Source organism: Pantoea sp. paga (assembly GCF_007558755.1).
Lineage (GTDB): Bacteria > Pseudomonadota > Gammaproteobacteria > Enterobacterales > Enterobacteriaceae > Pantoea > Pantoea agglomerans.
Map to the genome: position 1 here is coordinate 16,287 of NZ_VLTF01000013.1, position 13,635 is coordinate 29,921.

Consider the following 13,635-nt stretch of genomic DNA (forward strand, 5'->3'; position numbering starts at 1 on the left):
GGAAACGCCAAATTACCATCGATTTTTAAGGAAGAAAAATGACTGCTGCTTTTCATTGTACAGATGCTTATAGTGCCATTGCTATTTTTGAAAAAGGGTTGTACAAAACTGAAATGATGATGGGGGATAGATGCCTCAATCTATATGACCCAGCCAAACCTAAAAACTTATCTTTACTCGCTCAACGTCATGGATGCTTTATAGATTTCGAGTGGAAATCTAAGGCGATAGCCAGCGGAGCAAATGATATTACAAAATGCGCTTTTAATGAATTGTATCAAGAACAAACAAACTCTTATTCTCCTGTAAACATTTGGCGTTGGCGCATAAGGGCCCCATACACAGGTAATGATCTATTAATGACTGCAATAACTTTCTCTCCTAATGACATTAGAAATACGATTATTAATTCAGAGGACCATAACGAATCTGGAATACTTCCTAGAATATTAAAAATATTAAAAATCAAAGGTAAGTCAGAACGGGAGGCTGACCGAGTCATAGCAAGGCTTTCACAAATCAATAATGAGCTAAAAAAATCCGGAGGAAAACGCATCAGGATTGAGATTGGGGATTAATTTTCAGGCCCATTAACATTCAGTATTAGATTGCCAAATAAAAACTAACTACTTAATTTTCATGCAAAGTAGTTAGTTAAACTAGTAGGTTTCTAGTAACGCATTAGTAGTCATGCCTTGCCTCAAGATCAAAACCATCGTCTCTAATAATCCTTTGCGCATACCCATTCTTATTATCACAAAAATCATCGTCATCAAGAATACAATTAAACAGTCTCACAATTGCATCTGTCCCGGGCCTTTTGTTACCATCTGAATTGAGAAGGCTTTGGAAAACAAGTCTTATCCCGGGCTTAAGCGTGAGGAGGTTGTTCATAACATCTGTTTTAATAAATGGAAGCTCCTTAATGTTGTAAACGTCCTTTATACTATTTATGAGGAATGGTTTTACTCCAAAGATAAGCTCATAGCTATATATCCCTATTGCCCACGCATCATAATTTCTAGTATTCTCACCGTGTGTTAAAAAATCGGGAGGCATAGATGTGAATGATGAAAGGAGTCTTTTGTTATTATCATTAAAAACAGCTTCTTCATCTAAATCTCTATCTAATCTATAAGGCAATTTCTCATAGTGATGTTCAGTGTTCCTCTGGCAATTCCCTAAATCCAAAATCATAACTCTCGGCTGAACGAGGTCGTCGAACATTCTAGGATTATCCATGAGAAGAATATTTCCCGGGTGTAAATCTCGATGGATATATCCGCACATATTGAAGTAATTCAAAGCAGATGCTATTCTTGTAATTAATAAAAGCTTCTCATCCAATGATAAATGTGTGGTGTCATAATCAGAAAGCAAAACACCCTCTTCATATTTATACCCAAAATAGTTTATATGATTATCATGCGAATGGAATATTGGTACTTTAATCTTAGGTAATGGATCTGTTATGTTGTCATCATCATTTTCATAATCCCAAAGCTCACTTTTATGTACATATCCGTTATGCGTCCAGAACGAATTAATATAGTTGCATTTTAAAACAGAATACTCAAGCTTAAACCTTTCAAGTTCAACCTTATTTCTTGGGTTTATCAAAAATTTGATAACTATTTTTTCCTCTCCGTTTGAGTATATTGCACTCAGAGCACTCCCATTGTTAAGTCCTTTAACAAAAGCATGACCATTAATGCTTAGTAAATCTAACTTCTTTAAAAAATAGTAAGTAGAATTCATTTAAACCTCATAAGCATAAAAATCTTTTATATACAGCATAATTTCACCTATAAATTCCGAAGAAATAGTTTTTATATCATCAGTAATTTCATATTTCATGCTCTTGAGAAGCTCATCTACCTCATCTTTACAAAATGGTTCTTTTAAGTGTCTTGTTTCATTATATAAGTCATTGACCATATAGCTAAAGATTAATTTGTATGGTACGTCGGGAGGTAAATTTATGTTTATAATTTTCCCACCCGTTATTAAATGGTTCGCTGCCTCTTTTCTGGACTGAGTACAAAAAACAGTCTGCGATCTGGCTCTCACTCTAAACTCGGCGAAGAACCAGTCATCAAGCATTTTATGTAAGTCGGGTTCGATATTTTTAGGATTGCGCGGCTCTTCAAGATAATGATTTCGTTGGTGCTCAAGACCATCGAAGTTTGAAACGGCTCTGTACAAAGTCAAATTTATTCCTAGTCATTTTGTAGTGCATACAAATTTTTATTTTACATATTCCTTTTGAGAAAACTAGAGCGCCCCTTAAATGTAACTCATGTAACTATAAGCACCTTTATTATAGGTACTAATACGGTGTACTAATTATAACGTATGTACTAAACCAAAAACACTTACTTTCGTACAGTCGTCGCAGCATGTGTCCGAAACCGACCCTTTTAGTACATGTAGTAACGCCATGTCACGAGTTTTTGCCTACTGCAGGGTTTCAACCCTGGAACAGAATACAGAAAACCAGCGCCGCGAAATCGAGGATGCCGGTTTTGCTATTCAGCCACGGCGGCTGATTGAGGAATACATCAGCGGTTCGGTTGCAGCTGCAGAACGTCCCGGGTTTATGCGACTTCTCGACAGGATGGAAAATGGTGACGTCCTGATTGTCACAAAGCTCGATCGTCTCGGCCGTAACGCAATGGATATAAGGCAAACAGTCGAGCTACTTGCAGCATCGGAAATACGCGTACATTGCCTCGCACTTGGCGGTGTGGACCTGACCAGCCCGGCTGGCAAAATGACGATGCAGGTGATCTCAGCTGTCGCAGAGTTTGAACGTGATCTGCTGATTGAGCGCACTCATGCCGGTATTGCCAGGGCAAAAGCCTCCGGCAAACGTTTTGGCCGTCCTCCTGCGCTTAATGAGGAACAAAAGCAGGCTGTGCTCTTACGAATTGATGAAGGAACCAGCATCAGTGCAATTGCTCGTGAGTTTGAGACGACCCGTCAGACCATACTCAGGGTTAAAGCAGGGCGCTCAGGCGAAGAAGGGACATAAAACAGGATTCAATACAGAAATGGCAGGCACACAGACTCTTGGAACACTATTAGCCGCGCCATGATTGAAAGAGGACGCGACGATGTCAGAAATTAAAACATATCCTGTCTGCTTTACTGGTCAGGTCAAAACTGTGGAGTGTGATACTGCATTTCAGAAGGATCATGCCGACACGTTCAAACACTACATCCGTTTTGCCCGACAAAATAAGGCAACCACTCTTATTACCTGTCAGTGCATGAAGAACGATGAAGGTGAAAACCGACGCCGTCTTAAAGCCTGCTATTCATCAACGCACGACAACTACTGGCTTGCCCGCTGGTCTTACAGCGGTTCAGAGCACGCACCTGACTGCCGTTTTTATTCGGTATGGGCAGACGAAAAGCAGGGTGCTATTTACACCTCTGACGTGGTTAAGGCACTCTCTCCGGGCTATTTCCGTATCAAGCTACCTACCGGGTTACAAAAAAAAGAGCTTACGGAGCGCGATGCGGTTGAGCCATCAGGCCCTAAAAGCGGAGGAAAACGCAGGCGTCAGCCCGCCATGCGACTCCTCGGACTCCTTCATTTCTTGTGGGAAAAGGCAGAAATCAATCACTGGCATCCTAATTTTGACAAGCGTGTCTGTTCCCTGTCCGGCAAACCACACCTTACCAAGCCCCGAACGGTTTATCTGATCAACAGCCGACATCAGAGCATCCGCGTTTGCGCGCGGCAGCTGCTGACTGAACATGTCCAGCTGTGCAACACCCGACTGATAAAAATCCCCCAACGTAACACCCGCTTTCGCATACCGGTAACCGTCGCGCCATATTGCGTCGAGAGCTCGCAATGCCAGACCGATAATGTCCCGTGTGTCGCTGGTTGGATATTCGCATGTCATAGCGGCAGAGTTGGCATACTGTGGTTCGTTCCCGTATCGTCCTGTATTGACTGACACACTGACGTGCTGACACTTTGAGCCCTGTTCCCTGAGCTTTTCACTGGCACGCGTGGCATACGTTACGACAGCCTGCTGCAGGTCTTCGATACTCGTGACACGTTGTCCGAAACTGCGGCTCACAACAATCTGCTGCTTTGGCGGCGGGGCATCTTCCAGAGCCAAACAGGATTCACCGTTGAGCTCGCGAACCGTACGCTCAACTATCACATCGAAGCTTTTCCGGATCATGCTGATGTTACTATCGGCCAGCTGGAGCGCTGTACTAATACCCATTGCATGCAGTCGCTTACTCAGTTTGCCACCAATTCCCCAGATGTCATCAACGCTTACCAGTGCGAGTAATTTTCTCTGGCGCTCCGGGCTGGTTAGATTGACGATACCGCCTGTTTGCGTCCATTTTTTAGCAGCAAAATTAGCAAGCTTAGCCAGTGTCTTTGAGGGGCCAAAACCAACACCGATCGTCAGTCCTATTTCTTTCTTCACTCGATTCCGTATCAGTAAGCCAAAGTCTTCCAGAGGCATATACGACGAAATGCCGCTGACATCCAGAAAGCTTTCATCTATCGAGTAAATTTCCTGGCCTGGTGCCATTTCACCCAAGATAGCCATCATTCTGGCAGACATGTCGCCATTTATGTGGAATGCAATTTAAACAAAAAAATCAGTTACCATTCCTCTGAAGTTTATTTTCTGAACAGGAATTATTCAGCCTTGAACCACTTCGGTATGCTTACTGGCAGGGAGGAAAGTTGACGGGTGGTAAGACATAGCCGGAAAATCGATTTCCCCGCCGGGATTTAATCTGCCACGCTTATTCTGAAGCCCTCAATCGGGCAATGCGCTTTTATCTTTCACTTTATGCAGGAAGAAATAATGATAAAAAATTACAGAATCCCGGGACTGACCGCGGTGGCATTTCTCCTCATAAGTACCATTGCAGGTGCTGAAGAAACGCGCTGGACGTTTGACGGCGATATCCACAACAATTCCCTTGCTGTCAGTCCCGATGAAAAAACGGCGGTGGCGTCCTACAGTGAGCGCTCAGACGTGGTGGTCTATGATCTGGCTGCCGGGAAAGTCAGAAAGGTAATGAAGGGCTACGTCACCCCCCGTAATGCACTTTTCTCTCCGGACGGTAAGGCCATATTTCTTTCTGACAGCAGTCTCGGCGTAGTCAAAAAAATCAGTACCGGGACGCTTGACGTGGCGGCCACGCTGCCGCTGGGGCCCGGGGCATTCGGCACGGCCATAAGTCGTGACGGTCAGCGACTGTATGTGAATAACGAGGCCGCCAGCACGCTCTCGGTGTATGACCTTACACATGACCGGCCCATTGCAGTTGTGACGGGTTTTGCCCAGCCCCGTCAGGGCATTAAAATCAGCCCGGACGGCAAAACCGTCTACGTCACCAACTTTAAGGGCGATAAAATTACCCTGGTTGATGCCGTGACGGGCGACATTCGCGGCGAGATAACCGGCTTCAGCAAGCTGCGCGCCATTTCTGTCAGCGCAGACGGCCGCACACTGTACGCGGCTAACAGCGGCAGCAACACAATCGCCGTGGTTGACACGCAAAAGCACGTCATTACGGCAACCATTCCCGTGGGTCAGGACCCTTACGGTGCCGCGCTGACGCCGGATAACCGCTATGTTTACAGCGGCAACCTTGGCGACAACAGCCTCTCCGTTATTGATACCGCCGCCGGTAAGGTGGTGTCCACCGTCACCGGACTGGATGCGCCCCGTCAGGCGATTGTCTTCAACAAGGACGGTACCCGCGCGTGGGTGCTGAATAAAGACCTCAGCATTGCGGTGGTTGACCTGAAAAAGAACCGTGTCATTGACACGATTAAAAGCCCGCCGCAGACCTGACGCGAAACCTCCCTCACTCCAGCGCAGTGACGATCCTTCGCAAAGTGGGGTGGTTAATCACTTTTATAGATTTATTTTAGCTGAATAACCTGTTTTAAAGATTTGCTCTGACATGCCTATAATCTTTCTGTCTACTCAGGAGATTCCGGCATGAACGATAAAATATTCACCCTGCATAACGGTGCGCGTCCGCTGAGTGCGCTGAGCAGCCCGAAAGAGGCCATACGACAGTTCACGCCTAACTGGTTCGCCGCGACCATGGGGACCGGCATCCTGTCGCTGTCTCTGGCGCAGTTCCCCTGGCAGGTTCCGGGATTGCGCCTTGTCGCCGAGGGGCTCTGGATGTTTAACATCCTCCTGTTCAGCGTCTTTGCCGTGATGTATCTGGCCCGCTGGGTGATGTACTTCGGAGAGGCAAAGCGCATCTTCGGCCATTCAACCGTGTCCATGTTCTTCGGCACCATCCCGATGGGCATGGCGACCATCATCAATGGCCTGCTGGCGTTCGGTCTTCCGCGCTGGGGCGCAGACGTTATTCAGGTGGCACACGCCCTGTGGTGGCTGGACGTGGCGATGTCGCTGCTGTGCGGCGTGTGCATTCCCTACATGATGTTTACCCGGCAGCAGCACAGTATTGACCAGATGACTGCCGTCTGGTTACTGCCGGTCGTGGCAGCCGAGGTCGCGGCGGTCAGCGGCGGCCTGCTGGCGCCGCACATTGCTGCCCCACACGCGCAGCTCGGCATCATTATTACCAGCTACGTGCTGTGGGCGTACTCCGTGCCGGTGGCGCTGAGCATCCTCGCCATTCTGCTGCTGCGTATGGCGCTGCACAAGCTACCGCACGAAAGCATGGCGGCCTCAAGCTGGCTGGCGCTGGGGCCGATTGGCACCGGCTCGCTCGGCATGCTGGTCATCGGCGGAGATGCGCCCGGGGTGTTTGCCGCGGCGGGCATGCCGGAAATCGGTCACATCGCGCAGGGCGTGGGGTTCGTTGCCGGCATTCTCTTCTGGGGCTGCGGCCTGTGGTGGATGCTGCTGGCCACGCTGATAACCGTGCGATACTTCCGTGAAGGCATCCCGTTCAACCTTGGATGGTGGGGCTTTACCTTCCCGCTGGGCGTGTACACCGTGGCCACGCTCAAGCTGTCTACCCTGATTGACCTCGCATTCTTTAAAGGCTTCGGTGCGCTTCTTGTCGTCATACTGGCGGCCATGTGGCTGCTTGTCGCGGTGAAAACAGTGCGTGGGGCATGGAGCGGTAAACTGTTTGTTTCTCCCTGTCTGGCAGGCCTGGATCGGAAGCCGTGAGTGAAACCAGCACATCGATGCAGGACTCGTTTTTACGCGAGGAACGCCTCGCGGCAGTCACCGCGCCGCATGTGGCCGCGCTGAATCGCTGGGTCAGCGGGCAGCGTCAGGCCGGTGCAGAACTGCCGTGGTTTGATCCGGCTGACGGCGGGGTTAGGGCCGGACTGCTCGTCCTGCTGCAGTCGCCGGCGCGCAGCAGCCCGTCACCGCGGTTTGTGTCGCGTGATAACCCGGGGCCGGCCCAGCAGAACCTTGGGCGGTTTCTGGCGGAAGCCGGTATTTCGCGTCAGGACAGCGTGCTGTGGAATACGGTGCCCTGGGTCAGTCACGGGCTGCAGAAACGGCCGTCAGCGGCGGACATCCGCAGAGGCTGCGCCTTGCTTGAGGACGTGCTGGCGTATCTGCCCGCGCTGCGCGTGGTGGTGCTGGCCGGTGCCGTAGCGGCTCAGGCCCGCGGGACGGTCAATCATCTGTACCCCGGCGTCCCCGTGTTGACGATGCCGCACCCCAGTCCGCTTTCGCTCTGCACGAGTCCGGCGGTGACGGAAAACATTCGCCGGGTACTCTGCGAGGCACGGGCTGCGCTGGCAGGCTGAGGGCGCCAGCAGAATAATACTGACAGGTTTTGCAACCAGCTCTATACTCATATGACAAGGTGATGGCGTTCCACCTTTCCCAACCGCTCCGTTCCGGAGCTGATGACGCCTGATGCGACTCTTGATTTTCACGAGGTGCGTCAGGCCGTCCTTACTTTCTTCCTGGCCTGCGTACTTCCCTCTTCGGGGAGAGACCTGTGATACACGTTTTTGGCCACATTAATCCTGACAGCGACGCCATCTGCACGGCCTTCGTCACCGCGCACTGGCTGACCGGGCGCGGCATGGACGCCCGCGCATGGCGTCTTGGCGAAGCTAACCGCGAAACCCATTTTATCTTTGACACCGCCGGACTCACGCTGCCGCCACGGCTTGATATTCCGCTACAGGATGAACGGGTCTGGCTGGTCGATTTCACCGAGCCGGCGCAGGGACCTGACGACCTGCTCCGGAGCAACATCGTGGGGATCACTGACCACCACCGGCTGGGCGGACTGATAACGCATCCGTCGTTGTTCGACACGACGACAATCGGTTTACCACGCAGATCGGGCCTGAATACGGTTTCGCATGAGGCGTAAAAATTGTTGGCATCGGCCAGCGCAAACATTACTCATCTCCTGCCGGTCCGTTAAATCCCACTCCGGCCACATCGGTGAGGGCATAGGCAACCACACCCCACACTGGCAGCACATGGCTTACATCAAGCAGCGTAACAGTTTCGTCCGCGTCCAGCGCCTGCAGGGCGGGAACCGGATTGAGCAGCCGCCGCCTCAGTGTCAGTTCTCCCTCGAGCTCGGCAACGATTAACTGACCGTGTGCCGGTGTCAGCGCGCGATCGATGGCCAGCACGGACCCTTTAATAATACCTGCATCAGGACAGTCGCTTTCGCTGCGCATCAGATAGGTAGAGTAAGGGGAAAGATGTACCAGATCGCCCAGACTCAGGCGCGTTTCGGTGTAGTTCTGGGCCGGACTCTGAAAGGCCATGAATTGCTCCATTCTTTACAGCTTTTCAGCCTTTTAAGGTGAACCTGATAACAACCGGGTGTCCGTCATGCAGGCGCATTTAATACTCCTGTTATCAGTATACGTCGCTATCCTTACATCAACAGCAGGAGGTAACCATGTGTGGACGATTTGCGCAGTACAGCAGTCGCGACGACTATTTTGATTCACTCGGCCTGAAACCGGACGAAATAACCTTCGATCCGGAACCTCTCGGTCGCTTTAACGTAGCACCAGGGACTAAAGTACTACTGCTAAACGAGCAGGAAGATTCGCTCCGCCTCGATCCCGTATTCTGGGGCTATGGACCGGAATGGTGGGATAAGCAGCCACTTATCAACGCCCGCGGTGAGACGGCTGCCAGCGGCCGCATGTTTAAGCCTCTCTGGAATCATGGCCGCGCTATCGTGCCTGCTGACGGCTGGTTCGAATGGCAGAAAGAAGGTGGTAAGAAGCAGCCATTCTTCATTTTTCATAAAAAAAAGGAGCCTCTTTTTTTTGCCGCCATCGGCAGGCAGCCGTACGGGCAGGATCACGGCAAAGAGGGCTTCGTGATTGTCACGTCAGCCAGCAATCAGGGCATGGTCGATATACATGACAGGCGGCCGCTGGTGATTACGCCTGATGCTGTTCGTGAATGGCTCAATGACGAAACGTCTCCAGCGCGTGCAGAAGAAATTGCCCGCGACGCAGCCGTTCCGGAAAAAGCATTTACCTGGCATCCTGTCAGCAAAAAAGTAGGCAATATTCATAACCAGGGCCATGAGCTTATCGAGGCCTTACCGGCAGATAAGGATTAACGCTTTTATAGTTCGCATCTCTCAGCTGGGTATTGTTGCCGGAATAGGTAAGCCGGAAGAGTAACAGGGCTGCATATTTCTTTCCCTGAATGTGCAATTGTAACGCTCGCCGCAGGCCCGGCTGAGGCGTACCGCAGCGCAGCGAGGAACGAACAGCCGTGACGAGGAAGCGTCATTTCACCGATGCCGGTATGGACTGCTTACACACCATACATACATTCCGCATTACTGTTAAAGCAGTCGGGCCACTTAGTGCCGGGCTGACCTTTATAAAATTCCCCATCCTGTCAGACAGATGGCTTCGCTTTTATACATGGCCGCTTCGCTCCCTCTTGCCAGATTAATTCACCTCAATAATACTGTACATATAAACAGTAAAATAAGAGGAGGAATTTTTATGCGTAATTTCAACAAAGTTTCCGCAGTACTGCTGCAGTATGGCCTGGGCATCAGGTCATGAATCCGGGTAACTATACTCCCGGGCTGACGTTGCTCTGGCCACCCATATTTACGCCCCGTGTCCGGGTGCCGCTATATGCCGATCCGTGCGCCGCAGGCTTCCCCTCCCCCGCTCAGGATTATGTTGAGAAAGAACTCGATCTGAATGAGCTCTGCATCCGCCGGCGCGCCTCAACCTTTTTCGTGCGCGCCAGTGGAAACAGTATGCGGGACCTCGGTCTCTGCGATGGTGATGTCATGGTGGTTGACCGGGCAGAAGAGGCGACTCACGGCGACATCGTAATCGCCGAGGTTAACGGCGAATTTACGGTCAAGCGTCTGCAGCTGCAACCCAGGCTCGCCCTGCTGCCGATGAACCCGGCCTACTCCGTCATTTATCCGGAGGAGCTGCAGCTGCTCGGTGTGGTTACCTGGTTCTTCAATAGTACAAAAGCGCGTCGGAGGTAGCTATGGCACTGCCTATGTTCGGACTGGCGGACGTCAACTCCTTTTATGCGAGCTGCGAGTCGCTGTTCCGGCCCGACCTGCGTGGTAAACCGGTGGTGGTGCTCAGCAATAATGACGGCTGCGTCATCGCCCGCTCTGCGGGCGCCAAAGCGCTGGGCATCAAAATGGGTGCACCGTGGTTTCAGATAAAGAATGAAGGATATCCTGATAAGATTCATGTGTTTATCTCGAATTATGGGCTCTACCATAGTCTCAGCCAGCGTGTGATGACGGCACTGGAGGAGGTAACGCCCCGGGTCGAGCAGTACTCGATTGACGAGATGTTTCTCGATCTGACCGGCATTGACGGGTGTGAGGATTTTGAGCATTTCGGCCGGCGCCTGCGGGCGCACGTGCTGGCCACAACCGGCCTGACCGTCGGGGTTGGCATGGGGCCGACAAAGACGCTGGCAAAGAGTGCCCAGTGGGCCGGTAAGGAGTGGAAACAGTTCCGCGGGGTGCTCGCCCTGACGCCCGGTAATCCGAAGCGCACGGCAACCCTGCTTCAGAATCAGCCGGTGGAGGAGGTCTGGGGCGTCGGCCGGCGCATCGCAAAAAGACTCAACCTGATGGGCATCGAAAACGCCCTGCAGCTGTCGCGCGCGCATCCCACGCTCATCCGCAAAAACTTCAGCGTGGTGCTGGAGCGGACCGTGCGTGAGCTCAACGGGGAGACCTGTATTCCGCTTGAGGAGCTCCCGCCGGCCAAACAGCAGATTTGCTGTTCGCGATCCTTTGGCGAACGCATCACCTCTAAGGCGGCCATGCAGCAGGCCCTCTGCCAGTACGCGACGCGCACCGCAGAGAAGCTACGGGGAGAGCGGCAGTTCTGCCGGCGCATCAGTGTGTTTATCCGGACGTCACCGCATGCAGAAAACGAGGTGTTTTACGGCAACAGCGCCGGCGAGAAGCTCAGCCTGCCGACTCAGGACACGCGCGATATCATCGGGGCAGCCATGCGCTCGCTAGATCGCATCTGGCTGGATAACCGCAGATACATGAAGGCCGGCGTGATGCTCGATGACTTCACGCCGCATGGTGTCAGTCAGCTGGACCTCTTTGACAATGCGCAGCCTCGGGCCAACAGCGCGCAGCTGATGAAGGTGTTGGACGGCATCAATCAGTCCGGGCTGGGTTGCGTTTGGTTTGCCGGTCAGGGTGTAAATACGGAATGGAAAATGAGGCGGGACATGCTCTCACCGGCATGGACAACGCGCTGGAGTGATACCCCGGTGGCGCGCGTGATGTAACCTGGGCCACAGGGTACAGTAAACGAGATGCGTACCTGATGCCCTGCGCTCTCAGGAAAACTGCTGCCAGAACTCATCCACAATGATCAGAGGTCTGCCAGGGCGCTTTCCGCGGAAGTAACGTCCGCGCGGAAGCCTGTCATTATGTGAAAGCTGATGAAGCCAGTCGTCAAAGGCCGGGCGGCGCCTGCGGACAGAACCTTTAAACATACCGGCAGACTGGGTAAACTTTTGAGGATCACCCCCTGACCGCGCATCTGAGTCAGCATTTCCTGAATTTCCATCGAAGCCTCTGCGTTAAGTATCTATTGATCGCTGTTTTTTTCTTCCAGCCGCCGTTGGCCAGAAAGGCTGCGCGCGAAACGCAGGCTCCCCACAGCAGCTGCATGCCGATTTTGACCAGCTCACTGGCATCGTGCAGGAAAAAAAGCGGCACGATAAACAGAGTACTGAGAAGAAAACCCCACTCTGCAGCATTCTTCCTGGATTTCTCTGTTAACTTTGAAAGCCCTAAGAATCCAGTTATATATCCTAAAAAAGACATAAACCCTCGCACATCAATAATGCGCACAATGAGTACACTTAAGATACACTCTGCATATTCATTAGATGCGCTATGACCCCACATAAGATACTTACTCTGTCACTACTTATGCTGTTCTAAAGCACCATCGCTCTCTAACTTTGCACGTATTGCTTCAAGTATGTACGAGCTAAAATCAAGGGAAGTCTTGTTTGCTGCTTTTAGTGAAGCATGTGCCTCAAAATAGGTTTCTGGCACCGCTCGTAAATTCTTACTTCGGGACTTATTTTTGTGTGGCGTTTTGATTTCTGATGAAGCTTCTTTACCAGGTACAGCATCAGGAACCGCAGTGGTCTTCAGCTTTGCAGAATTCATTAAACCACTGAGTTTTTCCTGCTGCGCCGCCAGATCAAACTTCTTATTCATAAATACACCTTAAATACATAACGGATGCGTGATAGATATGCAAAGAATACACCATAAGAATCTATAAGGCATCCTATAGATATCTATGTCTCTTTGACAATTTTTAGTATCTCCTCAACCATTGATCTCACCTCTTTACCTCCAGGGGTAGTTCGGCCATGTAATGATTCAGTGATACCAAATCCTGATTCAAGAGACTCTTCAAAATCCGCAGTACGATAGGATAAGCGACTGCTCATTAATTTTATGTGCTTAAAAGTTGGGAGTAGTGCGTCAAGTTTTGGGTAATGTTTTTTGTTAGGGTTTGTCTTACAGAGAAACAAGTGGGCCTCAATATGCCTGCCTACGATCTCACTAATCTCACCCAATACACTATCAAAACTCATCAGACCAATACGTTCTGGCAGAGAGTCTTTAGCAGGTACAATCACCAGATCAGCAAATGCTACCGCAGTACGCGTCATATCGGAGTCGAAGCCGCCGCAGTCGATATAAAGCAGTTCATCAGTGCTCTTAAACGCACTAATTTCTTTAATTAATTCTTCCTGAGTTTCAGGGATCGATATAGGGATTTGCTTATCTTCTGGTCTAAGACCATGAATTATCGATAACCCTCTGTGAGTATCAAGATCTAAAGCTTTTGCAGGTTTTAGCTCTCCGACAACGTGCACTGAAGAGGTAGTTTTACCGGCACCACCTTTATTGTGAGCCATAACGATAACAGTCATAAAATCCGCCTGTAGGAATATCAAATGAGCATTCAAAAAGACCACATCGTATACACTATAGATATGCGAAAGAACCACATAAAATATACAAAAGATATCTGATGCGAGATTTATATCATTGTTGATCTGCGAGAGCAAGAATTAGTTTATTATATGTGTATCTTTGATGGATTTAACGTATATACGATAGATACTCAAA

General features: G+C 50.4%; 15 protein-coding genes, 3 pseudogenes and 1 riboswitch. Of the genes and pseudogenes, 10 read left to right on the forward strand and 8 right to left on the reverse strand.

The window, feature by feature from the left end:
• Nucleotides 1–38: 38 nt before the first annotated feature.
• The gene (locus tag FOV68_RS22490) at nt 39–578 is read left to right on the forward strand and encodes a hypothetical protein (protein WP_143991599.1); all 540 of its coding nucleotides are present in this window, start codon (nt 39–41) and stop codon (nt 576–578) included.
• 103 nt (nt 579–681) lie between these two features.
• On the opposite strand, the gene FOV68_RS22495 is transcribed toward FOV68_RS22490, so the two are convergent.
• The gene (locus FOV68_RS22495) at nt 682–1,758 is read right to left on the reverse strand and encodes a protein kinase (protein WP_143991600.1); all 1,077 of its coding nucleotides are present in this window, start codon (nt 1,756–1,758) and stop codon (nt 682–684) included.
• Entirely contained in the window at nt 1,759–2,211 is a 453-nt protein-coding gene (locus tag FOV68_RS22500; RefSeq protein WP_143991601.1) for a hypothetical protein, read from the reverse strand. It abuts the gene before it with no gap.
• A 229-nt stretch (nt 2,212–2,440) separates the two neighbouring features.
• Here FOV68_RS22500 and FOV68_RS22505 point away from each other — a divergent pair, with 229 nt between their 5' ends.
• Together FOV68_RS22505 and FOV68_RS24635 are read left to right on the forward strand one after the other, a co-directional pair.
• Nucleotides 2,441–3,034 (forward strand): recombinase family protein, encoded by a 594-nt coding sequence (locus FOV68_RS22505; RefSeq protein ID WP_143991602.1) that lies wholly within the window; start codon nt 2,441–2,443, stop codon nt 3,032–3,034.
• Between the two features lie 82 nt (nt 3,035–3,116).
• Nucleotides 3,117–3,596: pseudogene (locus tag FOV68_RS24635) on the forward strand (DUF1173 family protein); the annotation flags it as partial.
• Here FOV68_RS24635 and umuC (FOV68_RS22515) read toward each other — a convergent pair.
• The gene (gene umuC, locus FOV68_RS22515) at nt 3,537–4,601 is read right to left on the reverse strand and encodes a translesion error-prone DNA polymerase V subunit UmuC (protein WP_186289772.1); all 1,065 of its coding nucleotides are present in this window, start codon (nt 4,599–4,601) and stop codon (nt 3,537–3,539) included. The pseudogene FOV68_RS24635 and the gene umuC (FOV68_RS22515) overlap by 60 nt on opposite strands.
• A gap of 249 nt (nt 4,602–4,850) precedes the next feature.
• Between umuC (FOV68_RS22515) and FOV68_RS22520 the strand changes: the two genes are divergently transcribed.
• The 4 genes and pseudogenes from FOV68_RS22520 to FOV68_RS22535 all read left to right on the forward strand — a co-directional run.
• Complete coding sequence (locus FOV68_RS22520) at nt 4,851–5,849, forward strand: YncE family protein (protein WP_143991603.1); 999 nt, start codon at nt 4,851–4,853, stop codon at nt 5,847–5,849.
• Nucleotides 5,850–5,999: 150 nt separating this feature from the next.
• A complete protein-coding gene (locus FOV68_RS22525) occupies nt 6,000–7,160 on the forward strand; it encodes a TDT family transporter (protein ID WP_010260819.1) in 1,161 nt (386 codons plus the stop codon).
• Entirely contained in the window at nt 7,157–7,756 is a 600-nt protein-coding gene (locus FOV68_RS22530; RefSeq protein WP_143991604.1) for a uracil-DNA glycosylase family protein, read from the forward strand. Before FOV68_RS22525 ends, FOV68_RS22530 begins: the two co-directional genes overlap by 4 nt.
• Before the next feature lie 49 nt (nt 7,757–7,805).
• Nucleotides 7,806–7,875, forward strand: a riboswitch (Fluoride riboswitch).
• A 78-nt stretch (nt 7,876–7,953) separates the two neighbouring features.
• Nucleotides 7,954–8,259 (forward strand): annotated as a pseudogene (locus FOV68_RS22535) (DHH family phosphoesterase); the annotation flags it as partial.
• Here the strand turns inward: FOV68_RS22535 and FOV68_RS22540 are convergent.
• Nucleotides 8,250–8,366, reverse strand: a pseudogene (locus FOV68_RS22540) (hypothetical protein); the annotation flags it as partial. The pseudogenes FOV68_RS22535 and FOV68_RS22540 overlap by 10 nt on opposite strands.
• Nucleotides 8,366–8,746: a peptidase gene (locus FOV68_RS22545; protein WP_143991605.1), complete on the reverse strand. Its 381-nt coding sequence runs from the start codon at nt 8,744–8,746 to the stop codon at nt 8,366–8,368. The gene FOV68_RS22545 and the pseudogene FOV68_RS22540, both read right to left, overlap by 1 nt.
• A gap of 137 nt (nt 8,747–8,883) precedes the next feature.
• Here FOV68_RS22545 and FOV68_RS22550 point away from each other — a divergent pair, with 137 nt between their 5' ends.
• The 3 genes from FOV68_RS22550 to umuC (FOV68_RS22560) all read left to right on the forward strand — a co-directional run bounded on the left by FOV68_RS22550 (nt 8,884) and on the right by umuC (FOV68_RS22560) (nt 11,759).
• Complete coding sequence (locus FOV68_RS22550; protein ID WP_143991606.1) at nt 8,884–9,564, forward strand: SOS response-associated peptidase family protein; 681 nt, start codon at nt 8,884–8,886, stop codon at nt 9,562–9,564.
• A 456-nt stretch (nt 9,565–10,020) separates the two neighbouring features.
• The gene (gene umuD / locus FOV68_RS22555; RefSeq protein ID WP_080717709.1) at nt 10,021–10,470 is read left to right on the forward strand and encodes a translesion error-prone DNA polymerase V autoproteolytic subunit; all 450 of its coding nucleotides are present in this window, start codon (nt 10,021–10,023) and stop codon (nt 10,468–10,470) included.
• A gap of 14 nt (nt 10,471–10,484) precedes the next feature.
• Nucleotides 10,485–11,759, forward strand: a complete 1,275-nt coding sequence (gene umuC / locus FOV68_RS22560) for a translesion error-prone DNA polymerase V subunit UmuC (RefSeq protein WP_143991628.1) — start codon at nt 10,485–10,487, stop codon at nt 11,757–11,759.
• 262 nt (nt 11,760–12,021) lie between these two features.
• Here umuC (FOV68_RS22560) and FOV68_RS22565 read toward each other — a convergent pair whose 3' ends face one another.
• The 3 genes from FOV68_RS22565 to FOV68_RS22575 form a co-directional block, all read right to left on the reverse strand.
• Nucleotides 12,022–12,330 (reverse strand): hypothetical protein, encoded by a 309-nt coding sequence (locus FOV68_RS22565; protein ID WP_370513301.1) that lies wholly within the window; start codon nt 12,328–12,330, stop codon nt 12,022–12,024.
• 75 nt (nt 12,331–12,405) lie between these two features.
• A complete protein-coding gene (locus FOV68_RS22570) occupies nt 12,406–12,708 on the reverse strand; it encodes a molecular chaperone GroEL (RefSeq protein WP_143991607.1) in 303 nt (100 codons plus the stop codon).
• A gap of 83 nt (nt 12,709–12,791) precedes the next feature.
• Entirely contained in the window at nt 12,792–13,436 is a 645-nt protein-coding gene (locus FOV68_RS22575; RefSeq protein WP_033774174.1) for a ParA family protein, read from the reverse strand.
• Nucleotides 13,437–13,635 lie beyond the last annotated feature (199 nt).

Bases quoted from the DNA above. Each gene is read 5' to 3' on its own strand.
- umuC (WP_143991628.1), top strand. From the start codon at position 10,485: ATGTTCGGACTGGCGGACGTCAACTCCTTTTATGCGAGCTGCGAGTCG.
- FOV68_RS22570 (WP_143991607.1), bottom strand. From the start codon at position 12,708: ATGAATAAGAAGTTTGATCTGGCGGCGCAGCAGGAAAAACTCAGTGGT.
- umuC (WP_186289772.1), bottom strand. From the start codon at position 4,601: ATGTCTGCCAGAATGATGGCTATCTTGGGTGAAATGGCACCAGGCCAG.
- FOV68_RS22495 (WP_143991600.1), bottom strand. From the start codon at position 1,758: ATGAATTCTACTTACTATTTTTTAAAGAAGTTAGATTTACTAAGCATT.
- FOV68_RS22505 (WP_143991602.1), top strand. From the start codon at position 2,441: ATGTCACGAGTTTTTGCCTACTGCAGGGTTTCAACCCTGGAACAGAAT.
- umuD (WP_080717709.1), top strand. From the start codon at position 10,021: ATGAATCCGGGTAACTATACTCCCGGGCTGACGTTGCTCTGGCCACCC.
- FOV68_RS22545 (WP_143991605.1), bottom strand. From the start codon at position 8,746: ATGGCCTTTCAGAGTCCGGCCCAGAACTACACCGAAACGCGCCTGAGT.
- FOV68_RS22490 (WP_143991599.1), top strand. From the start codon at position 39: ATGACTGCTGCTTTTCATTGTACAGATGCTTATAGTGCCATTGCTATT.
- FOV68_RS22520 (WP_143991603.1), top strand. From the start codon at position 4,851: ATGATAAAAAATTACAGAATCCCGGGACTGACCGCGGTGGCATTTCTC.
- FOV68_RS22525 (WP_010260819.1), top strand. From the start codon at position 6,000: ATGAACGATAAAATATTCACCCTGCATAACGGTGCGCGTCCGCTGAGT.
- FOV68_RS22575 (WP_033774174.1), bottom strand. From the start codon at position 13,436: ATGACTGTTATCGTTATGGCTCACAATAAAGGTGGTGCCGGTAAAACT.
- FOV68_RS22550 (WP_143991606.1), top strand. From the start codon at position 8,884: ATGTGTGGACGATTTGCGCAGTACAGCAGTCGCGACGACTATTTTGAT.